The organism is Paracoccus sp. SCSIO 75233, from assembly GCF_027912675.1.
Lineage (GTDB): Bacteria > Pseudomonadota > Alphaproteobacteria > Rhodobacterales > Rhodobacteraceae > Paracoccus.
Genome location: NZ_CP115766.1, coordinates 1 through 21,341 on the forward strand (window position 1 = coordinate 1; position 21,341 = coordinate 21,341).

A 21,341-nucleotide genomic window follows, 5' to 3' on the forward strand; every position below is an offset into this window, starting at 1 on the left:
TTCGAGTGTCGGTGTGTAGAGTATCGAAAATTGGTGGGTAGACTAGCGAAGAACGGTGTGTAGAGTATCGAAGAACGTGCCCGCTTGGTGGGCAGACTGTCGAATAATGGTGGGTAGAGTATCGAATAATGGCGAGGCCTCGTAAACGCACTGCACTGCTTCCGCAGCGGCATACAGAGCCGGACCTTTTTGTGTGCGATATCCTCGATGCGACGCCGAAAAGTGATCGCGCCTCGATGGAGCATCCTCTCTTTTCCCTGTCGGTCAAAAAAGACTTGGCTGCATTTGAGTATGAGCAGGGCAATGTGAAGGTGAAGATCACGCCTGCTGCCGAGGAAGGACGTGCCAATGTTTTCGACCGGGACATTCTGATCTATGTGCTGAGCCAGCTCATGGCTGCGAAGAATGAGGGCCAGGAAATTGGTCGTCGGGTCCAGATTTCAGCCCATGATCTCCTCAAGGCAACGAACCGCCACACCACAGGCCAAGCTTATGCCACGCTCCGTCGCGCCCTCACCCGCCTTCAGTTCACTCAGATTGAAACGAATATCCACGATCACGGTGTCGGTGAGTGGCGCTCGATCTCGTTCATCACCGATGCTCGGATCGTCAAAGAAGATTCTACGGGCCGCTTGCTTAGCGTCGAACTTGAAATGGGCGATTGGCTTGTAAAAGCCATTGAAAACAAGAACGTGCTTACCCTGCACAAGGCCTATTTCCAGCTTCGGAAGCCACTGGAGCGGCGGCTCTATGAGCTGGCCCGCAAGCATTGCGGCAAACAGGACGTTTGGCGGATCGGCCTCGATAAGCTCCAGCACAAGACCGGCTCGACCTCCACGGCAAAGGAATTCAAGCGCCTCGTTAAAGCGATTTGTAAGGCGGACGAAGACCAATCACACATGCCGGATTACTGTTTCAGGCTTCTACACGATGTTCTGGAGGTCACGCCGAAACCCGAATTTCTGGACGTTTATGGCGACAGCCCGGCAATTGCTTCAGAGGTTACGGTGCGCTTGTCGTCCGATGCCTACGAGAAAGCCCGCGAGGCTGCTCCGACCTGGGACGTGTACTTCCTTGAGCAAGAATGGCGGATGTGGATGAACGACCCGCCGCGCCATCCAGATGCTGCGTTCGTGGGGTTTTGCCGAAAATGGTACGAGCGAAAGGGACGCGCCCCATAATGGATAACCCATATCAATTAACAGTTATCTGATAATAGTTATGAGTTGACAGTTATCGGTTACGAGTTAAGGGTTGCGAAAACAAGAAAGAGGCAGGCGATGACCCAGGTCATAAGCGTAGTGCAGGAAAAGGGTGGAGCGGGGAAAACAACGCTCCTAACAGCAATTGCCAGTCTGATGGTCCAAGACGGTGCCAGGATCGCAGTGATCGATACGGACCCTCAACGCCACTTGGAAGCATGGGCCAAGAAGGAACAAACTGATCTTGATTGGCTCTATGAAGAAGATGACGAAAAGCTGATCCCTACCGTCAAAGCTCTCAAGAAGGCTGATCCCGCCTACGATGCGATCTTTGTCGATACTGCGGGTTTCAAGTCGGCTATGGCGATGCATGCTATAGCAGCCGCAAATCTGATCTTGATCCCATCGAAAGCCAATGAAGCCGACGCCAAAGGGGCCAAGCGGACGTTTTCGCACGTTCAGAGTGTTGCAGAGACGATGGAGAAAGAGATTCCGGCGCTAGTGGTCATGATGGATGTGGATACGCAGACAAACATCACACAGGCCATTGTTGATGCACTCGACGCACAGAACGTGCCGCGCCTCACTGCCATGTGCGCACATCGAACGGGTTTCAAGGAAATGACATCCACTGGCCAGGCTCCGCAGGGTTCGGCTCGGCGATCAGCTCAATCGGTGCTTGCGGATTTGCAGGGTAGGGGTCTCTTGGATTTCTATAGGAGCGGTACATGGCCAAAGTCAGCGTAAACCTCGATGACGATCTGGAGGCAGATGATAACGCGCATAAGCTCAAGACGATGGCTGCGCCGCTCCCAAGCGTGAGTAAAGCCAAGTCGTCAGCCTTGAAAGATGCACCGCGCGTCCAGTTTTCGTTCACGAACGTACCAGAACCTATCAAGGAAGCATTTGCAGCCGAGGCAAAGAGACGTGGGCTAACCAAGAAAGAGCTTTTGTACGAATGCCTTAGGGCGGGAGGCATCAACATCCCTGCGACTTCAGAGATAGATGCGCGCAGAAGATAACTGTTAACTGTTATCTGTTATCTTCTCACGCGGAGTACGTGTCAGATCAGATTTAAAACCGCCTGCCGCGTTCGGGAGTGGACATGGACGGCGTTGAGGGGATCTGTAAAATAGGTACGCAAAAGAGCCAAGAAGTCGGCATCTGCGACCATCCCGGAGATATCAGCATAGCGCCTGTAGTTGATATTTACGGGTAGCCCCTCAACGATGTGATGCTCGGAGAGTCCTGCATCCAGATCGTGTGCAAAGAACTGGAGCTCAAGCGACCAATCGCCAATCGGAGCGCGGTCTTCTAGCTCTTCCAACCGCAGCGGCAGAACATTTCGCATCGTGAACAGATGATCTTGGACGTACTTTTCCGTTAAACGACCACCGTGGGCTTCAACTGCCACGATGCGGTTCTCTGTGGCGTGTTTGAGTTCAGCGTCGCCCAGCTTTTTTTGAGATGTATTTGTTGTGAAAACCGAGTCGCCAAAGCCTCGCAGACGCCACCGCGTCAAATCTCCAGCCTCGCGGAGTGCAATGCAATCGGTCAATCTTTGCTCGATAACTCCGCGCGTTCCTGTGTTTCCAGCAGCAACACCTACTAGGAGTTTTTGAGCACTTTCGGCATTGATCTGGGGGAGCGGGGCGGTGAGTGCGGTATTGTTTTGAAGGCTGATACGGAGCATCCGGTGCAAAAGTGCTCTGAGGTACTGCCCGGCGGCGCTTCTGGAGGGGTCGCTCAGACGATCTAGCTCCGTTAGAAGATCGACTAGAGCTCTGGCCGCATGCCGCTCCTTCTTTTTCTTCGATGCGGCCCAAGCCGCGTCGAGCGTATCGACAGACTTAGCATTGTTCAGAAACGGACTCATTCCAACGTCGAGACCTGCTCGGTTATACTCCGCCGACAGCCACAGGACTGGCTCGCCGCGCGGAGCAAACTCATAGGCGTTCGTAAGCCGATGATTGAACATTGACTGTGCCGTCAACTGAAAATGAAGCATGCAAAGATACGGAGGATGGAGGTCTGTAACGAAAAGCGTTCGTAGTTGGTCCGCCAGGTCTCCCGAATAGCCAAACCCACGGCAGACTGCGGCAACATATGCTATGCAATTCTCCAGGTCCAAGTCGCCCAGAAGATCAGCCTCGCCAATAGCGTCTTGGGTGAACAGGGTTCGCACTTCTTGCACACTGATAGAAGGCGCAAGCCCACATCTTTCCAAGATGTATCGAGGCGTTGACCAGCTACGACCAAGGTCAATCCCGTCCCTTTGCATCATCGAATAAATTCTAGATGCCGTCATTTTTTCGCCAGTTGCTAGTAGCAAGAGGGAATGTGTATGCGACAGAATCCGACGTGCTTGTCGATGATCGCACTTTTCGTCTGCCATCACCCGTTCATGCATCTCAAAGTAGCGAGATGAAAAAGCACTCAATACGTTCTGAGCGCCTGGTGGCGTCGGGATCACGCTGGCATCGAGTGCGAAGCTCTCCGGGGCCTCTCCAGGGCTGAACAACAGACGTGCGATGAACTCTTTGAGTTGTTGTGATGGCCCGTCCTCCAACTCCCAAGCGCCGATTTCAAGGTTCACCCAATCCGCATGATCTTCGACTATTCCAAGGTCGTTTAGGATATCTTCAGCACGTTGTGCATACTCTTCGCCAGTCCCTGGAGCGACGGGTAGGAGGATGGTTCGAATTGCAGCATCGAGGCTTAGGGTCATGCTGGCACCTTGAACAGTTCACTCGGATCAACCTCAAGGCCAGCCGCAATCTTCTCGACGGTAGTAAGCGTCGGATTCCTGACAAGTCGCTCACACCCGCTAACGAATGTCCTGTCAATGCCAGCACGATGTGCGAGTTCTTCTTGCGAAAGCCCACGTGCTTTTCGCAAACGGGACAGATTGCCGGCGAAGCGGCGCACCAAGTCGGAGTCAGTCTTGCTCATATCGATTGCATTCGCGCCATGTGCCGGATAAGTCTACGGCATATGAGTCACATCAAGGCACACGTTCTTGATTTTTTCTCAAAGACTGCCACAAGAACTGGTAAGAAGAAGAACGTTTGAGGGGGAGGCAGGCATGATCGAGACCAGCAGGAGCCGGAAGTCTGTATCGCTGTTCAGCGGGGCGGGGGGCATGGACGTTGGTTTCGCGCGCGCTGGCTTCGAAAGCGTTTTGGCGTGTGAACTTGATCGCGATGCCTGTGAGACCTTCAATCTGAACCTCCACTTGGTTGGTCACCGCAAGAACCGCATAGAGCCGACGTCGGTGAAAGACCTAGACCTCTCCAGTGTTCCTAGTGACGTTGATGTCGTTTTCGGCGGGCCACCGTGCCAAGGCTTCTCAGTTGCTGGAAAGATGGACCCAGACGATGAACGTAGCCAGCTCGTACTTTCGTTCTTTGATGTGGTCGATCAAACCCAACCGAAAGGGTTCGTTTGCGAGAATGTAAAGGCACTTGCTGTTTCTAACCGTTGGGAAGGCATTCGCCGCACTATCCTGCGTAGAGCGCGGATAAATTATCGGGTGGCATTGATTGTTTTGAATGCGACCGACTTCGGGGTTCCTCAAAACCGCGAAAGAATGTTCCTCGTTGGTGTGCGCAAGGACATATATCAAGGGGTGGACCGAACACTAGAGGCCGAACTGAAGCGCGAACTAGGCTCTCATCGTCGCCAAGCTCCAACGATTGCCGACATAATCCAGAGCCTCGGAAAGGCAGGGACCAAGAAAAATCCCAAAACTTGCACGGCAAAAATCTCTTACGCTAAAGCCCCTATCCTGCGCCGTTCCCCTTATGCCGGGATGCTCTTCAATGGGGCAGGTCGGCCATTGCCGGTCGCCGGATTTGCGACCACGCTTCCTGCGTCAATGGGGGGTAACAAAACGCCAATCGTCGACGAAGACGAGGTCTTCAAGCGCAAGGAGAGCTTCGTTGAGAGCTATCATGCCTCTCTTATGACTGGCGGCAAACCGAGAGCTGGGGATGCGCCTGCTCGTCTGCGCAGACTGACAGTCAATGAATGCATGGCTATTCAAACCTTTCCTCCAGAGTATCAATTTCACGGTCGAAAGAGTTCGGTGTATCGTCAAATCGGAAACGCTGTCCCGTGTGATCTTGCCGAGGCAGTCGCCCATTCGTTTGAAGCCATCCTTGGTTTCCACGAGGTCGCAGCTCAGCGCAAAGATGTTGCATAGAGGTTAGCCCAAACCTTTCGCACGATCACATACGAACTCCCAACGCATTCAGAATGCGATAGCCTTCCGCTAGAAGGGTTATCTGGTCCGCCCTGACCAAAGGTCTGTTGTGGCCTATAGTGTTTCGCACCGGAGCAAGCCGCTGCATCGACGCCTGAAAATCGGGCTTTGATTGAAAGAACCTCTGGAAGGCATCGTTCCAGTTCTGCCGCTGGCAGATGATGTCTGCAAGGTCCATGAAGTCCGCGTAGTAGAGGAGGGGATATGAATCCCCCCGGCGGTCGTGGTCCGCAGTTTTTCTTTCTTCCCACCGCTTCCGCAAATTTCCATTGACCCTACGCTTAAGCCAGGCCTCCCCCTCCAGGCGGGACAGCTCGGCCTGAACAAGATCACGTAACCGGTTCTCGATCTGACCAAAAAAACTGGCGTGTTGTGGGTCGTAATAGCCTGTCTGGTCGCCGTTCTCGGTCGTCACAGTTGCAACGGCCTCGACGCGCAATTGAAACCCCGCCGAGAACAGAACATGCGGGTACGCTTCTGGCGGAAAGGCGACGATCTCCGCATTCATGCCAGCGTCAATCCTTGCGGTCTCCCGATCTTCCGGGGACTGCTTCTCATCAAAGGCAACCGGTTCCCCCAGCTCCTCCGCGAACACCTCCTGGCCCGCCGGATTGAACGGCTCCGCTCCACTGGAAATATCATGCAGACGAGCAATGCGGGCAAAGCCGACCATCGAGACACCAAGATGATCCTCGATGGCCCAGGGATTTTGGAGCTGCGCCATCCTCTCCGCGAGCGAGGTCTGCCATGCCTCCATTTTCTGGAAGTGTTCCTGAAGAGGTTGGACCGCAGCCGCAGCCGCGAGTGAAAAACTCTGCAACTGCTCGGCCAACGGAACAACTGCCCGATGTGCGGCTGTGACAAGCCCCTTCAGATCAGCGTCGATACGTCGAAGCACATCTACAGTTTCAGGGCGCGTGATTGCACTGTGGGCAGCGGCTATAGCCGCTGACGTTTCAGCCCAATGTTGAGAGTTTGTGTATGCCGAGAACGCCGACTGGGCTTCGACCAGTGATGTCGCCAGCCTTTGAAAATCTGCTCTGTTCAGCGTCTCAGCCGCATGTAGAGCTGATGACTGTTCAAACTGCTCTATCGCTTGCCGCACAGGATCGTTCTGCATCTCCCTGGCGAGCCGCTGAGCCGGACTTTCGGCTTGCTCAAGCATCCTTGCCGCCTGAAAGGCCGGGGATTGCTCAAGCTCTCTTAGCGCCCGCGTGGCCGGATCGTTCTCCATCTGGCGCAAAGCTTTCTGAAGCGGACTCTCAGCCTGTTCCAGCGCCCGACGCAGGGCGTCATTTACGAATGGTTCGCGAGCCACTAGACCATCCCCTCCACTTCACGCGCTATCGCCCGCTGAAGCGTACTGCGGTTTACACCTAATATCTCGGCCATGCCCGACACCGTTTCACGCTTCGCCTCGATGGCCGTCTTGGCATGGGCGATCTGGACGTCAGTGAGGGCAGGGGGCCTACCAAGGCGCTTGCCCCGCTTTTTGGCGGCGCGCAGACCCGCTTTGGTCCGTTCCTGGATCAGGTCGCGCTCGAATTCAGCCAGCGCGCCCATGATGTGAAACACCAGCCGCCCGCCTGCGGTCGTCGTGTCGATCCCGTCTGTCAGACTGCGGAACTCGATGCCGCGATCCCCGAATAGCTTCAGCAGATGGATCAGGTCTGCGATCGACCGGCCCACACGGTCCAGCTTCCAGACCACCAGCAGGTCGCCTGCACCCAGCAACTCCATCGCCTCGGAAAACCCGGCCCGGCTCTCGGCGGCTGTCGCGCCGCTCTGCGCCTGGTCGGTGATGATCCGGTCACATCCGGCCTCGGTCAGTGCCTCGATCTGTAGATCGAGGTTCTGTTCTTCTGTGGAAACCCGTGCGTAGCCGATTTTCATGGACTCTTTTTGCATGAGGTTTTTGCGTCAGTCCAGCATGTGGAAAATCAAACACTTGGCGGCGAGCGTGTAATTGCCGCAAAAAGGGTCCTTTTTGCGGCAAAATGAGCTGGCCACAAACCTGCCAGAACCGCACCGGCTTTGCTGGGTAGTTCTGGCTTCGCTAAGTCACTGATCCTGCGTAACGTGGGGCAGGGGGGCAGAATCCACCGTTTTTGACACATCGCAAGGTTGAAGATTTCCATTTTCACGGAAGTGTTAACAAGAGACGAAAAGCCTCCCCGACGATACAATTGCTTAAGACTTTTTCAGTCCGGGTCGCAATAAATCAGATACATCGCCTCGATCATCTGATGCACTCTCGCATCTGCGATCCGATAGTAAATCGTTTGCCGTTCGCGGCGGGTGCTCACCATTCCCGCTTCGCGCAATCGGGCAAGGTGCTGGCTAAGCGCCGATTGGCTCAATTCCAGCTGTGCCTGTAACGCGCCGACGGATTGCTCACCCTCAAGAAGATGACACAGAACCATCAACCTGTTGGCATTCGACAACAGCCCGAGCTGTTCCGCCATCTCACCGGCACGTTCCTGCAGAACCGGAAGGGGCGGACGGCTTTTTGTTATATTAGATTTGACTAATTTAGACACGCCTTACATATAGCACCAGACTGAAGGAAAAACCAGTTCAAACTGTCTGAGGGAGGGCCGATATGGGACCCGTTGTCACAACTGAATTCACGCCTTGGCTGTCGCTCTTGGGTGGCGTGCTAATTGGGCTCAGCGCCGTCATGGTCATGGGCCTGTTCGGCAAGATCGCGGGCATCACCGGGATCACCAAGGGTCTGACCGGTCTGGCACCTGGTGCTGACGGTCCGAGCGACCGAGGGTGGCGGCTGGCGTTTCTGTCGGGGCTCATCACAGCTCCGGTCGTGGTCCTGTTCGCCACCGGCGCGTTTCCACAACAGACCGTGCCTGACAACCTGCCTGGCATGGCGCTCGCGGGACTACTTGTCGGCGCGGGTACTGCGTTGGGGTCGGGCTGTACATCGGGTCATGGCGTCTGTGGTCTGGCGCGCTTGTCACCGCGATCCCTGGTCGCCGTCGTCACCTTTTTAGGTGCCGCCGTTCTGACGACGACCCTGATCCGTCACGCGATTTAAGGAGCAGCTTATGCGTATCTTTCTTGGCTTTATTGCCGGTTCAATCTTTGGCATCGGTTTGATCATCTCGGGCATGGCCGATCCCGCCAAAGTTCTCAACTTTCTCGATATTTTCGGCGCTTGGGACCCCAGTCTCGCCTTCGTTATGGGCGGTGCGTCGGTAACAGCTTTTCTCGGCTATCGGTTGGTCTGGCGGCAGAGCGCACCAATCCTATCGTCAAGGTTCGATCTACCCGAGAACGGCGCGATCAACGCGCCGCTCCTGACTGGCGCCGCGATCTTCGGCATCGGTTGGGGGCTCGGCGGCTTCTGCCCCGGTCCGGCTTGGACCGCACTGCTCATCGGCGCGCCTGGCACGCTTATCTTTCTGCCCGCCATGCTGATCGGCATCGTGCTGGGCCAGGCCGCTAAATCATTCTCCATCTTTACCGCGAAAGGAGCCTGACCATGTCAGAGACATCTCAGTTGGACAAAGCCATCGTGCGCCACTCGCCATCTACCGGAGCGAACAGTCCGGACGTCTGGGGTATCTACGAGCCCGACACGGGGTCGATCCAGTATATCTGCGCCGATCCCGCCACCAAGAAGGCCGCGCTTATCGATGTCGTCCTTAACTTCGACCCGGCCAGTTTTGCCACTGACACGCGCAGCATGGATCAGGTCCTGGACCTGGTCGAGGAAAACGGTCTGAGTGTGGAATGGGTGCTGGACACCCATCCCCACGCGGATCACGCCATGGCGTCCGCCCGGCTCAAGGAGCAGGTCGGCGCGCCCAATGCCATCGGCGAGAAGGTAGCAGAGATCGCTGAACTCTGGCGCGACATCTACAACACACCGGAAGCCTTCGACGTGGCGCGCGACTTCGACCGGCTGTTTGCCGACGGCGACACGTTCAGACTGGGCAAACTGGACGTCCGCGTGATGCTCAGCACCGGCCATACGCTGGGCTCGATCAGCTATGTCTGTGGCGATGCGGCATTTGTGCACGACACGCTGATGCAGCCCGACAGCGGCACCGCACGCGCCGACTTTCCGGGCGGTAGCACCGAAGAGCTGTGGAACTCGATACAGGCGATCCTGTCCCTGCCCGGCGATACGCGGCTCTTCATCGGTCATGACTACGGTGCCGAAGGCCGGGACGAACCGGAGTGGGAAGCAACGGTCGACACACACAAATCCGAAAATGTCCACGTCAAGTCAGGCACCGATAAAGCAGACTACATCGCCGTGCGCGAAGACCGCGACGCGACCCTTGGTCTGCCCGACCGCATGCTGGCCGTATTGCAGATCAACCTGCGCGGTGGGCGACTGCCGGACGCCGAGAGCGACGGGGCGCATTACCTGAAACTGCCCGTCAACAAATTCTGAAGGAGATACCAATGACCAAATCCATGAAAGACCTCGTGGCGGACGCCAAGACCCGTGTCGAATCCATCCGCCCTTCCGATGCGCAAGCCGCAACGGAAAGCGGCGATGTGATACTTGACGTCCGCGAACCGTCCGAACTGGACAGCGATGGCACGGTCGACGGGGCGATCCATATCCCCCGCGGGCTTCTGGAATCCCAGGCCGATCCGGATACTGGCAAAGGGCATGACGCCCTGGTGGCGATGCGCCATTCCGAAGGGTGCGTTCATGTCCTGTGTGCGTCGGGTGCCCGCGCGGCGCTTGCGGCCGATACGCTGAAGACAATGGGCTATAACGCCAAGGTCATCGACGGTGGTCTGGGCGGCTGGAAAGAGTCAGGGCTGCCTGTCCAGGCTTGAGAGACGTGCTCCACCTGACGCAGTATCTACCGGTTCTGGATTGGGGTCGCCGCTATGACCTCGACAAGCTGAGCGGCGATCTGGTCGCGGCGGTCATTGTGACGATCATGCTGATCCCGCAGTCGCTGGCCTATGCATTACTGGCAGGACTGCCTGCCGAAGCGGGGCTCTACGCCTCTATTCTGCCAATCGTGCTTTACGCGATCTTCGGCACCTCGCGCACACTGGCGGTTGGACCCGTGGCCGTGGTGTCGCTGATGACGGCGGCGGCTATCGGAAAGCTGGGCGATCAGGGCATCGACTACGTTACCGCGGCCCTGACGCTGGCCTTTCTGTCGGGTGTGTTTCTGCTGATCCTCGGCCTGTTCCGGCTGGGGTTCCTGGCGAACTTCCTGTCGCATCCGGTGATCGCCGGATTCATCACCGCCAGCGGCATCCTGATCGCCACCAGCCAACTCAAACACATTCTGGGCGTCAAGGCCTCGGGCGATACCTTGATCGAAATGCTGCACGGGCTGTGGTCGCACCTGGGCGAGATCAACTGGATCACCGTCGTGTTGGGCGTGGCGGCGACGGCGTTCCTCTTCTGGGTACGCAGCGGGCTCAAACCGCTGCTGGTACGCTTGGGATTGGGCAAGACCTTGTCGGACATGGGGGCAAAGGCCGGGCCGGTCATCGCCGTCGTGGCGACGACCCTTGCGGTGTGGGCCTTCGGCCTTGCGGATCGCGGCGTCGATATCGTCGGGTCGGTTCCGCAATCCCTGCCGCCCTTGACCCTGCCGTCATTTCATCCGCAGGTCCTGACCGCGATGATCGGGCCTGCCATCCTGATCTCGGTCATCGGCTTCGTGGAGTCGATCTCGGTCGCGCAGACCCTTGCCGCCAAACGCCGCCAGCGCGTCGACCCGGATCAGGAACTGATTGGCCTAGGCGCGGCAAACCTTGGCGCGTCCGTCACGGGCGGGTTTCCCGTCACCGGCGGGTTCTCGCGATCGGTGGTGAATTTCGACGCGGGCGCGCGCACCCCCGCTGCCGGGGCCTATACCGCCGTGGGATTGGCCATCGCCGCACTGATGCTGACGCCGCTCATATACTTCCTGCCCAAGGCGACTCTGGCAGCAACGATCATCGTCGCGGTCCTGAGCCTTGTCGATTTCTCGATCCTCAAACGCAGCTGGGTCTATTCCAAGGCCGATTTCGCCGCTGTCTCGGTGACGATCCTGCTGACGCTTGCACTTGGTGTCGAGGTCGGCGTGTCGGCGGGTGTGGTGATCTCGATCTTCATCCACCTCTACAAATCTTCGCGCCCGCATATGGCGGTAGTCGGTCAGGTGCCGGGCACCGAACACTATCGAAACGTCGACCGCCATGACGTCACGCTGCATGACGGCATCCTGTCGGTGCGGGTCGACGAAAGCCTTTATTTCGCCAACGCCCGCAATCTCGAAGACCGCATCTACGACATGGTCGCCGAGCGGGAAGACCTGCGGCATGTGATCCTGATGTGCTCGGCAGTGAACGAGATCGACCTGAGTGCGCTTGAAAGCCTAGAGGCGATCAACACCCGGCTTGGCGCACGCGATATCACCTTCCACCTCAGCGAAGTGAAAGGGCCCGTGATGGACGCTCTGAAGACGACCCACTTCCTTAGCGATCTGACGGGCGAAATCTTCCTGACACAACACCGTGCCGTGCAAGCGCTTTGCAACGGTTCCGTGGATCAATTCTCACCGTCCAAAGATGGAGTATCCTTATGAAACGCCGCCAGTTCCTCGCTCTCACAGCCGCCACGTTCGCCGCGCCCGCCGTGATGACCCGCCGGGCTTTCGCCGCGGAGCCCGGCGCGCCCCTGCCGATCCCGCAGGTCATGGAAGTCGGCCCCGGCGCAGGCAATACCCTGACCGCGATGAAAGGCACCCGCGAATTCATTCCTGGATCAGCGTCCGACACGCTGGGTTACGAGCAGGATTTTCTGGGCCCGCTTCTGCGGTTTCAGCGCGGGCGCGCGGCAAGGATCGACGTGATCAACCGAACCGATGATCCCATCACCGCCCATTGGCACGGCATGCACGTGCCCGGCCATCTCGACGGCGGGCCACAACTGGCCTTTGATCCCGGCGAGACGTGGTCGCCCGAGCTGCCGGTGGATCACCCCGCCGCTACGCTGTGGTATCATAGCCATGTCCACGGGCGCACCGCCGATCAGGTCTATCGCGGGCTGGCGGGCATGATCATCATCGACGATCCCGACGCAGACGATCTGCTGCCCCACGACTACGGTGTGAACGATTTCCCGCTGATCGTGCAGGACCGCAATTTCGACCGCTCCGGCCGTATGACCTATGACCTTGGCATGATGGACATGATGCAGGGCTTTCGCGGCAATGAGGTGCTGGTCAACGGCGTGATCCGCCCCAAGCTTACGGTTTCCGCCGGGCTGGTGCGCCTGCGACTGCTCAATGCCTCGAACGCCCGGATGTACGATTTCAGCTTTACCGACGGACGGCGGTTCCATCAGGTTGCCAGCGATGGCGGGCTTCTGCCCGCGCCCGTCACCATGGATGGTCTGCGATTGGCCCCGGCAGAGCGGGCCGAGATCGTCGTGGATTTCTCGGACAGGACCGGAGTCCGGTTGGTGTCGCGGGCGGTGAGCAGCGGTGGCATGATGGGTGGCGGCGGCATGATGGGAAATGGGGGAATGATGGGCGACGGGGACAATGCGGCCCCGCTCGACGTCATGTCCTTCGATATCGGCGATACCGCCGCGACCGGACCCACGCGCCTGCCTGCCTCCCTGCCATCGGAACTGCCCGATCTCGGCGCTCCGGCCCGGACCCGCGAGTTCATGCTCAACGTGCATGCGGGATCGATGATGGGCAGCATGGTGAACAATCTGATCGGCCGGGACAGCCAGATCATGGGCATCAACGGGCAGTCCTTCGACATGGGGCGCATCGACCTGTCCATTCCAATGGGCGAGACCGAGTTGTGGCGCATAAACGCGGACATGATGGTCCATCCGTTCCACGTTCATGGCGCATCGTTTCAGGTTCTGAAGATGGGCGGACGCGCCATCGATCCGGCGCGGATCGGCCTCAAGGACGTGGTTCATGTCGAAGGGATCACCGAAATCCTCATCCGTTTCGACAAACGCGCCGAAACAGAAGCACCGTTCATGTATCACTGCCATATTCTCGAACACGAGGATGCCGGGATGATGGGTCAGTTTACGGTCGCATAGGAGGGATCACGAGAATGGAAGAGCGCGACCACTGGAACAGGGTCTATGCCGCAAAGTCTGAGGACACGGTATCGTGGTTCCAGAAGGACGCTCAGCCGAGTCTCGATCTGATCCTGACCTATCCGGCTGCTGCAGCGCGGGGTGTGGTCGATATCGGCGCGGGGGCGTCGCGGCTGGTAGACCGGTTGCTGGACAACCACGTCGAAGATGTGACGTTGCTGGACCTGTCGAACAGAAGTTTCGATGTGGTCCGGGGTCGTCTGATCGGTCGGGACGTGCAGCCGACGTTTGTTGTTCAGGACGTCGCAGACTGGCAGCCCGCGCGCACATTCGGCATTTGGCACGACCGGGCGGCGTTTCATTTCCTGACCGACCGAGCATCGCAGGATGCGTATCTGTCAGTCCTGCAGTCCGCTACGGTCCCCGGTTCGATTGCTATCATTGCAACCTTCGCGGAAAACGGTCCCGAGCAGTGCAGTGGCCTTCCGGTGCAACGCTATTCCTCCGAGGCCCTTTCTGCCCGTATTGAGCCATCCTTTCGTCCATTGGAAACACGCAAGATTGACCATCTTACGCCCAACGGTGTGACACAGCCATTTCAGTATACGGTGCTGGAGGCAGTCTAAATTGAGAGACACCATAAAATGCGATCTGACCCATCGGGTAGCCCTCGGGCCGTCCGCCGACAGGTCACCCTGAAACCGCCCACCACCTGGATCACACCGAAACGCAAAAGGCCCCCGCCTGCTGACGGGAGCCTCAATCATTGCGGCGGTGTGGGCTGTTACTCTGCGGCCATCCGGTCAGACTGCGCGGTGCGCTCCATGATGTAATCCACGGCCTTCTGCGCCTCGGACGCGGCCCGGAAAATCGCCCGGCTGTCTTCCTTCATCGCCTCAAGCCACCCTTCGACATAAGCGGCGCTCTGGTCGAATTCAGGCTCCACCCCGATCTGCGCGCAAAGCATGCAGTTGCCAATCTCCGCCACCAGCTCCTCGAACGCATAAGCCTTGCGGTCGTTGAACCTGCCCAAACGGTCCAGCCGCTTTGTTGCGCCTGTCCAATGGATTGTCTCATGGGCCAAGGTACCAAAATACCCAGCCGCCCGATAGAACGTACCAATCGGCGGCATATGAATACGGTCGGTTTTGATGTTGTAGTAGGCGCGCGGTTCCTCGGTCACATCGATCTGTGCGCCGGTCGCGGCAAAAAATGCCTCCAACTCGGGATCGGCCACAGTGCCAAGATCACGGGGCGGATCAGGCAGGATGTAGAATTCAGCGGGCAAGCCCTCGATCTGATCAGCGTTGAACACGCGGTAGGCCTTGGCATAGGGAATCTGGCGTTCCTCACCGTTCTCGTCCTCGCGCTCGACGGTGCCGTATTTCACCACTGTTGCGGATTTCTCGCCCTTGCGGACATGGCCCCCAAGCTGTTTGGCCTGATTGAACGTCATCCAGCGGGCTGAGCTGTAATCCTTTGCCATCGCTGTCGCCCAAAGCATCAGGATGTTGATGCCCCGATAGGCCTCGCCGTTGAACCGTTCCGGCAAGCTGACACCTCCTCCTCCGCCGGTCCACGGCTTGCGCCAGGGCGGCGTCCCCGCCTCGATCTGCGCGATAATCTGATTGGTGACATGGGAATAAACGTCAAACTTTTCTGCGGCCATTTGTGACCCTCCTTCGAGTGACGCGGGCCGGGTCTCTTCCCCTTTCCGCCGATGGGCGGGCCTTCCTTCTCTGTTGTCTGGAATGCCCATGCATTCCGGACGGCAGAGCAGGTAAGGGCAAAGCCCGTCCTGCGGCCCGGCGGGGCCGTGACAACCGGGTGGAGGACGTGAATTTGGGAGGGAACCGCGCGCATGCGCGTGGGAGGAACCGGAATTCTCGACCGGAACCGACGCCACAGGCGGCGCTTGCCGGTTTTCTCGGACCTGCCGGGATGGCAGGCGGATCAACAGGATTTGAAAACGGTCAGGGTTGGGGTGAGCGGGCGTCAGCCCGTCGATCACCTGACCTGGCTATCACTCAAAGCGAGACCGGCACACTGCCGGGATCACTGAACTCTGTCAGCTTTACAGGAGTGAACCGAGGCGAAGGGCGGCCACAATCTTTTCAAAGTCTTAGGGTATTGTTCTGGGATAGGAGTTTCAAATGACAGCCGATGTACTAGGGCCAGACAACGCATTTTGGATCGATGGCGAATGGCTTGGTTGGGATAGCATTATTGACCCAGAAGAAACCAAATACAGCCGCCTCGCTGAACTTGAGCGCGAGGCTGAACTACGCCTGAAGTACCCAAACGCAGATCCAACTCTGGTTCCGTACTTTCAGGACCTGCTGACGCTTGCAGAGGCCTATTTCCGCGATACTGGGCAGCACCTCAACGTCTACGGCGACATTGGTGAGCTTTTCGGTGCGATCATGTATGGAATCAAACTTCACAAGAACCATGCCCAAGGCTCCGATGGTAGATTGGGAAACGACTTCGTTGAAATCAAAACAATCTCGCCGATCAACAGCAAAGAAAAGACCAGCGTGCGTCTCGACAGGCATTTCAATAAGTTGCTCGTCGTAAAGATTGACGATGACTTTGAAGTTTCGGGACGCCTCATAAAGCGGGCCAACTTGCCAAAAAGAGCGGGCAACAATCTCCAGCTGTCATGGGCAAACATGCCTGAAGCCAACTGATCTCAAACTGCTTACCTCTCCAATAATATACTATTGAGTGCATTGCTAATTCCGCCACACTGAGACTGTCTCTCCTTTCTCAGTTTATGCGATGAACCAAACGACTGAACTCGAACTCAACGTGACCACCGAACAAGGCCTTCGGGCGCTTGCCGAGGAGGGACATACGGTCGAAGTGCTTTGCAAAGCCGATCCTGAACGCAAAGGACCAAGCTGGTACGGTCTATGGATTATGCGGACGGTCGGAAACGATGGGCCGGAGAAAATTCTTGTCACTGCCAGGACGCGCGTGACGCAAAATGCGATAAGAGTGCGCGAGTTCAAGACTGCAACTGGAGTTATTTCGTTCCTCGTCGGCATAGGGTTCACACAGGCGAGCATTCCTATGAAGAACGGGGAAACGACCTCTCATCGCCTCGTCAGTGACTGAGACCTGGATCACGGTCGATGTCCCGATCCTTCTCGACCTCCTGATTCTTCTCTTGGTCGCGTTCGTCTTCGACTTCCAGCCGCTCACGCGGCTTGTTCAACACGTCTTTGAGCCGCTCGTTCACTGACGGCTTGCGGTCCTCGCGCCCAGTATCACCTGCAAGCTCAGATTCGCTGTGACCGTCCAGCTTGTGAACCGCCGCCTGACCATCGCGCCCGGCGTCCTTCTCCATGATCTCTTTCAGGCGCTCCCGCGCATAATTGCGGCCTTCCGACTTGGGCGTGTCGTCCTGGTCCGGTGACCGGCCCACAACGCGCGCCAGCCGCTCCCGGAAATCCTCCGGGTTTCGGTCGCGGTCCTTCGTGGCTGCAGCCCTGAGTGCTGCCAGACCGGCAGAGACGTGGCCCTGCCCGGCCTCGCGCTCGATGCCGTAGGTCTCGCGCGCCAGTTCCAGCCGCGCGCGCATTTCGCGGAATGCGGCACGAGCCTGGCGGGCGGCATGGACCACGGCCCCTCGCTCGGTAACGGGCACATACTCCCGGCCCTGACGCTCGGCTACTGCCTTCGCGCGTCGTTCCATGGAATTGGCCGCTGGCCCCAGCTTCAGCTCGGGGTCGCGGTCCAGTTCCTCGGCTGAGAGCTGATCGCCCCGCTCCAGCGCCGCCTCGCGCTGTGCTTCGAGCGACCGGTGATCGACGCGCTCCACCTCCCCTGCCCGTTCCAGGGCGCGGTTCTGCAACTCGGCCCAGAGACCGCGCATCTGCTCGATCTCGACGCCCCCGGTCTTCGCGGAATCGAGTACGCGGGTTTTGGCGGTGAAGCCATCCGATTCCAGCTTCCGGGTGGAGGTCAGGACATGGGCATGGTGGTTGCGCTGATCGCCCTCGCGGTGCGGCGCATGGATCGCCACATCGACAGCCACGCCGTAGCGGCTGACCAGCTCCTGGGCGAAGTCGCGGGTGATCTGAGACCGGGCCTCGGCGCTGATCTCGGAGGGCAGGGCCAGCTCCCACTCGCGGGCGGTGACGGAGTTGCGGCGGGTCTCGCTGGCCTCGACTTCGTTCCAGAGGCGGGACCGATCCGTAGCCCAGTCCGGGGCGTCCTTCGGGGTCAGGATGAAGGTCTCTTCGATGCCCTGCTTGCGGGTGTAGTCGTGGACGCGGCCTTCACGCTGGCACTCGATGCGCTCCCCGACACGGTAGGCCGCAGCTGCCGTGGCAGAGCGCCCGGCGCTGCGTTTGATCGTCTTCACAGAGAGGTGGTAGCTCGCCATGCGCCCTCCTCTCTCAAAGGCGATAGTTGCCGCCGTGGCAGAGCGCCCAACTCTTGGCTCGTGACAAGAGCTGAGGTGTTGGTGCAGAGTGGGGAAGAAGCCCAACCTCTTCTGGTTCCCTTGGGAAAGGGCTTCGTCCTCCCTGTTGGGCGTAAGACGGTGGTTTTGGAGATCAGTGATCCAAGACCGCCGCAGCTTTGCGCAACCGTCTTTTCCCCGGAGGCCCGCGCCCCAAATCGCAGTGCGCGTTCGCACCGCTGGGGCTGGAGGGGAAAAGACAGCCCGTCCGAAGCGAGCCTCTGGCTCTCCGAGGCGCGGGCTTGCCAGTGATCTGCCCCCAAATCCCCAGCCTTGTGGGGGGCGGGATATGGGGACAAATCACTGACGGTTTGCCGGGGGCAAACCCGGTTCGTGTCGGCACCATGAGGTCCGACGACACGAACCTCCCGCAAGGGAGACGCCAGCGGCAGACCGGCCCCCATCGTGGGGCATCGGGCGATACGCTGACGCGACATTGCGGGACGCGATCCAACTGCCAAAGTTAGCCCTGGAGAGTTTGAGAGGCCGGGAGGGCCTTTCATTCCGGCGCGCATCGCGTCGGACGGAGTTCGCCATCGGCTGAGGCCCTGCCTCAAGGAGATCGCACGCAAATCTCGGAACCGAAGGTGGAGAGTTTGCATAAGTGCGCCCTTGTCCTTTACAGGCCTACGGGTAAGCGCTATCGCTGGTTGTGGCAAGACTAACCTTTACACCTGCCCTCTTTGAAGTGGATTCCCGAATTGGCCGAGACTGAGCTTGAACGCGCCGAGAAACGCTATGCCCAGGCCAAGGCCCGCCTGCAGGCTCTGAAGAACCGGGAAGCCACCAGACAGCGCAAGCTGGATACACGGCGCAAGGTGATCCTGGGCGGGGCGCTCATGGACCTGGCGGAACGGGATTCCAATGCCGCCGCCATGCTCGACCGGCTGATCCGCAATCTGTCCCGTGAACAGGATCGCAAAGCCTTCGCAGAATGGGACGCCCCTGCCCCTACCGATGATGGCGCGTCCTGATGCGGAGCGTGATGCTCGTCTTCGGGGGGCTGTTCCGTTTCTTCGGTCGGTTGATCTTCACGCCCATCCTGTTGGGCTGGATGATCGGCGCTGTGCTGTTCGGGGCGATGCTCGGCTCCCTGGTGGCCACGCCGTTCATCTTCGCCTTCTTCGATCAGACGCCCGGCGAAAGCGCCTGGCAATGGCTGGTCTTCGGTCCCTTCATGTTCATAGGCGCTGTCTTCGGGTTCCAGTATTGGCGAATGGCGTCCGGGGCCGATGCTTATTTCGGACTGACCGGCGACAGCCACGGCTCGGCGCGGTTTGCGAACCGCAAAGAGCTGAAGAAGCTTCAGCGGGAAGACGGCCTCCTGATCGGGCGCAATCCGCACACAGGGCGGTTGCTACACTATGACGGCCCGGCCCATCTGATCACCCTCGCCCCGACGCGGGCCGGGAAAGGTGTCGGCACGGTGATCCCGAACCTGCTGGCGGCGGAACGCTCCGTGCTGGTCATCGACCCCAAGGGCGAGAACGCGCGCATCGCAGGGAAAGCCCGGCGGCGGTTCGGGACGGTTCATGTCCTCGATCCTTTTGAGGTCAGCGGCCATCCCTCCGCCGCCTACAACCCACTCGACCGGCTGACACCGGACAGTCTCGATCTGGGCGAGGATGCGGCCTCCCTGACAGAGGCGCTGGTGATGGACCCGCCGGGCCAGGTGACGGAAGCGCATTGGAACGAGGAAGCCAAAGCCATCCTCGGCGGGCTGATTATGTTCTGCGTCTGCCACGAAGACCGCGACCGCCGGTCCCTCGCCACCGTCCGGGAATATCTGACCCTGCCCCCGGAAAAACTCCGGGCGCTGCTGGAGCTGATGCAGGAAAGCGACGAGGCAGGCGGGCTGATCGCGCGCGCCGCCAACCGGTTCCTCGGCAAAGCAGACCGGGAAGCCGCCTCAGTCCTGTCGAACGCGCAACGCCATACGCATTTCCTGGACTCGCCCCGGATCGCAAAATGTCTGGCGCGCTCGGACTTCGCCTTCTCCGATCTGCGCCACCGGATCACTTCGGTGTTCCTGGTCCTCCCGCCCAACAGGATGGACGCCTACAGCCGCTGGCTGCGTCTTCTGGTCTCCCAGGCCCTTCAGGACATCGCACGGGACGCTGAACGGTCTCAGAGCGCGTCAGAGGAGGGCCGTTCTGTGCGCCTCAAGGCCTCGAACCCCACGTTAGGGCCTGCTCTCTTCCTTCTGGATGAATTTGCCGCCCTGGGCCGTCTGGAGGCCGTAGAGCGCGCCATGGGGCTGATGGCAGGCTATGGGCTGCAACTCTGGCCGATCCTGCAGGACATGAGCCAGCTCAAGGACCTCTATGGCGACCGCGCTGGCACCTTCATTGCCAATGCCGGGGTGCAACAGGTCTTCGGGGTGAATGATTTTGAGACGGCCAAGTGGCTAAGCCAGATGATCGGCCAGGAAACTGCCGGGTTCCAGACGGACAGCTTCAAGCCCGGCGATGGCCCCAGCTTCTCGAACAACCTCACGGGCCGCGATCTGCTGACCCCGGACGAAATCATGCAACTCCCGCCAGATCGTCAGCTCCTCCGCGTCCAGGGACAGGCCACCGCCATCGCACAAAAGCTGCGTTACTACGCCGATCCTGAATTCGCCGGGCTGTTCACGCCCGAAGCCCGATAACCTGAAAGCAATCCGCCATGTCCGACACGCCTGCCTCCCCTGCCCCGCTCTCAGACGATGATCTGCGCGAAACGCTCGATCTTCTCGCCACGGCTGTCGCCAGCATCTCTGATCGCGTGGATGATCAGACGCGGGTGCTCGACCGGGTGAACAAGACGGCGACGGAAGCCCGCTCTGCGGCCTTTGCAGCTCAAAAACAGACAGACCCGGAACACTATGGCGAGATTGTCGGCGCGACCATCGACGGCAGGATTGGCGATACCTTGGACCGCGTTGGCCAGATGGCCGGTGATCTCCTCCGGGCGTCCAACCACACCCAGGAAGTTCTCAGGAAAGCAGAGGATGCCAAGTCAGACGCCATGCGCCAACTTTGGGAACGGGAACAAAAGCTGGATCGTTTCAAAAGCCGTTTTCCATGGTTCGGTCTGGGCGCTGTCGTTCTGGCTCTTGTGCTGACGGTGACGCTTCCTCGTTTCTTAGCCAGCAACGCTTCCATGTGCGCTGTCCTTGGTGCTTCCTGGACCACGACAACCACGGGTGTTGATGCATGCGTTTTTTACCAGCGGTGAGCGGCGATGTGCTGACGGTGATCAGCTCTGCCCGAAAAGCTGGGTGTTATATTTGTGTTATAGAAGGTGTTACGAGAATCGGCTTACAGCCAAGACACTGATACTAGTCGAAAATAATGGAGTGTT

General features: G+C 58.9%; 23 protein-coding genes. 16 read left to right on the forward strand and 7 right to left on the reverse strand.

The window, feature by feature from the left end:
- Positions 1–191 precede the first annotated feature (191 nt).
- The 3 genes from PAF12_RS18730 to PAF12_RS18740 all read left to right on the forward strand — a co-directional run bounded on the left by PAF12_RS18730 (position 192) and on the right by PAF12_RS18740 (position 2,224).
- Entirely contained in the window at positions 192–1,181 is a 990-nt protein-coding gene (locus PAF12_RS18730) for a replication initiator protein A (protein ID WP_238529703.1), read from the forward strand.
- A gap of 99 nt (positions 1,182–1,280) precedes the next feature.
- A complete protein-coding gene (locus tag PAF12_RS18735) occupies positions 1,281–1,949 on the forward strand; it encodes a ParA family protein (protein WP_271110027.1) in 669 nt (222 codons plus the stop codon).
- A complete protein-coding gene (locus PAF12_RS18740; RefSeq protein WP_271110028.1) occupies positions 1,931–2,224 on the forward strand; it encodes a hypothetical protein in 294 nt (97 codons plus the stop codon). Before PAF12_RS18735 ends, PAF12_RS18740 begins: the two co-directional genes overlap by 19 nt.
- Positions 2,225–2,265: 41 nt before the next feature.
- On the opposite strand, the gene PAF12_RS18745 is transcribed toward PAF12_RS18740, so the two are convergent.
- A complete protein-coding gene (locus PAF12_RS18745) occupies positions 2,266–3,930 on the reverse strand; it encodes a hypothetical protein (RefSeq protein WP_271110029.1) in 1,665 nt (554 codons plus the stop codon).
- Complete coding sequence (locus PAF12_RS18750) at positions 3,927–4,154, reverse strand: helix-turn-helix domain-containing protein (RefSeq protein ID WP_271110030.1); 228 nt, start codon at positions 4,152–4,154, stop codon at positions 3,927–3,929. Before PAF12_RS18750 ends, PAF12_RS18745 begins: the two co-directional genes overlap by 4 nt.
- 133 nt (positions 4,155–4,287) lie before the next feature.
- On the opposite strand from PAF12_RS18750, the gene PAF12_RS18755 reads away from it, so the two are divergent.
- Positions 4,288–5,406, forward strand: a complete 1,119-nt coding sequence (locus PAF12_RS18755) for a DNA cytosine methyltransferase (protein ID WP_271110032.1) — start codon at positions 4,288–4,290, stop codon at positions 5,404–5,406.
- 25 nt (positions 5,407–5,431) lie between these two features.
- On the opposite strand, the gene PAF12_RS18760 is transcribed toward PAF12_RS18755, so the two are convergent.
- From PAF12_RS18760 to PAF12_RS18770, 3 genes are all read right to left on the reverse strand, one after another.
- Positions 5,432–6,700 (reverse strand): Swt1 family HEPN domain-containing protein, encoded by a 1,269-nt coding sequence (locus tag PAF12_RS18760; RefSeq protein WP_271110033.1) that lies wholly within the window; start codon positions 6,698–6,700, stop codon positions 5,432–5,434.
- A gap of 83 nt (positions 6,701–6,783) precedes the next feature.
- Entirely contained in the window at positions 6,784–7,374 is a 591-nt protein-coding gene (locus tag PAF12_RS18765) for a recombinase family protein (RefSeq protein ID WP_368045185.1), read from the reverse strand.
- A gap of 293 nt (positions 7,375–7,667) precedes the next feature.
- Positions 7,668–7,931, reverse strand: a complete 264-nt coding sequence (locus tag PAF12_RS18770) for a helix-turn-helix transcriptional regulator (protein WP_271110034.1) — start codon at positions 7,929–7,931, stop codon at positions 7,668–7,670.
- A 137-nt stretch (positions 7,932–8,068) separates the two neighbouring features.
- Between PAF12_RS18770 and PAF12_RS18775 the strand changes: the two genes are divergently transcribed.
- Genes PAF12_RS18775 through PAF12_RS18805 form a run of 7 tightly spaced genes read left to right on the forward strand, consistent with a single transcriptional unit; the run spans position 8,069 to position 14,151 of the window.
- A complete protein-coding gene (locus PAF12_RS18775) occupies positions 8,069–8,518 on the forward strand; it encodes a YeeE/YedE family protein (RefSeq protein ID WP_271110035.1) in 450 nt (149 codons plus the stop codon).
- A 10-nt stretch (positions 8,519–8,528) separates the two neighbouring features.
- A complete protein-coding gene (locus tag PAF12_RS18780; RefSeq protein ID WP_271110036.1) occupies positions 8,529–8,963 on the forward strand; it encodes a DUF6691 family protein in 435 nt (144 codons plus the stop codon).
- 2 nt (positions 8,964–8,965) lie between these two features.
- Positions 8,966–9,886 (forward strand): MBL fold metallo-hydrolase, encoded by a 921-nt coding sequence (locus PAF12_RS18785; protein WP_271110037.1) that lies wholly within the window; start codon positions 8,966–8,968, stop codon positions 9,884–9,886.
- Between the two features lie 11 nt (positions 9,887–9,897).
- Entirely contained in the window at positions 9,898–10,284 is a 387-nt protein-coding gene (locus PAF12_RS18790; protein WP_271110038.1) for a rhodanese-like domain-containing protein, read from the forward strand.
- A 5-nt stretch (positions 10,285–10,289) separates the two neighbouring features.
- The gene (locus PAF12_RS18795; protein WP_271110039.1) at positions 10,290–12,041 is read left to right on the forward strand and encodes a SulP family inorganic anion transporter; all 1,752 of its coding nucleotides are present in this window, start codon (positions 10,290–10,292) and stop codon (positions 12,039–12,041) included.
- Positions 12,038–13,525, forward strand: a complete 1,488-nt coding sequence (locus PAF12_RS18800) for a multicopper oxidase family protein (protein WP_271110016.1) — start codon at positions 12,038–12,040, stop codon at positions 13,523–13,525. The genes PAF12_RS18795 and PAF12_RS18800 overlap by 4 nt, the downstream gene beginning before the upstream one ends.
- A gap of 14 nt (positions 13,526–13,539) precedes the next feature.
- Positions 13,540–14,151 carry a trans-aconitate 2-methyltransferase gene (locus tag PAF12_RS18805; RefSeq protein ID WP_271110017.1) on the forward strand — a complete coding sequence of 204 codons (612 nt, stop codon included), beginning with the start codon at positions 13,540–13,542 and terminating at the stop codon, positions 14,149–14,151.
- 158 nt (positions 14,152–14,309) lie between these two features.
- On the opposite strand, the gene PAF12_RS18810 is transcribed toward PAF12_RS18805, so the two are convergent.
- Positions 14,310–15,194 carry an ArdC family protein gene (locus PAF12_RS18810; RefSeq protein WP_271110018.1) on the reverse strand — a complete coding sequence of 295 codons (885 nt, stop codon included), beginning with the start codon at positions 15,192–15,194 and terminating at the stop codon, positions 14,310–14,312.
- A 484-nt stretch (positions 15,195–15,678) separates the two neighbouring features.
- On the opposite strand from PAF12_RS18810, the gene PAF12_RS18815 reads away from it, so the two are divergent.
- Positions 15,679–16,215 carry a hypothetical protein gene (locus PAF12_RS18815; protein ID WP_271110019.1) on the forward strand — a complete coding sequence of 179 codons (537 nt, stop codon included), beginning with the start codon at positions 15,679–15,681 and terminating at the stop codon, positions 16,213–16,215.
- Between the two features lie 91 nt (positions 16,216–16,306).
- Positions 16,307–16,645 (forward strand): hypothetical protein, encoded by a 339-nt coding sequence (locus PAF12_RS18820; RefSeq protein ID WP_271110020.1) that lies wholly within the window; start codon positions 16,307–16,309, stop codon positions 16,643–16,645.
- On the opposite strand, the gene mobQ is transcribed toward PAF12_RS18820, so the two are convergent.
- Complete coding sequence (gene mobQ, locus PAF12_RS18825) at positions 16,635–17,918, reverse strand: MobQ family relaxase (RefSeq protein ID WP_271110021.1); 1,284 nt, start codon at positions 17,916–17,918, stop codon at positions 16,635–16,637. The genes PAF12_RS18820 and mobQ overlap by 11 nt on opposite strands.
- 779 nt (positions 17,919–18,697) lie before the next feature.
- On the opposite strand from mobQ, the gene PAF12_RS18830 reads away from it, so the two are divergent.
- Genes PAF12_RS18830 through PAF12_RS18840 form a run of 3 tightly spaced genes read left to right on the forward strand, consistent with a single transcriptional unit; the run spans position 18,698 to position 21,215 of the window.
- Complete coding sequence (locus PAF12_RS18830; protein WP_152453469.1) at positions 18,698–18,970, forward strand: mobilization protein; 273 nt, start codon at positions 18,698–18,700, stop codon at positions 18,968–18,970.
- Positions 18,970–20,646, forward strand: coding sequence for a type IV secretory system conjugative DNA transfer family protein (locus PAF12_RS18835; protein ID WP_271110024.1), 1,677 nt, complete (start codon positions 18,970–18,972; stop codon positions 20,644–20,646). The genes PAF12_RS18830 and PAF12_RS18835 overlap by 1 nt, the downstream gene beginning before the upstream one ends.
- Before the next feature lie 17 nt (positions 20,647–20,663).
- Positions 20,664–21,215 carry a hypothetical protein gene (locus tag PAF12_RS18840; protein WP_271110025.1) on the forward strand — a complete coding sequence of 184 codons (552 nt, stop codon included), beginning with the start codon at positions 20,664–20,666 and terminating at the stop codon, positions 21,213–21,215.
- The last annotated feature ends 126 nt before the right edge of the window (positions 21,216–21,341 follow it).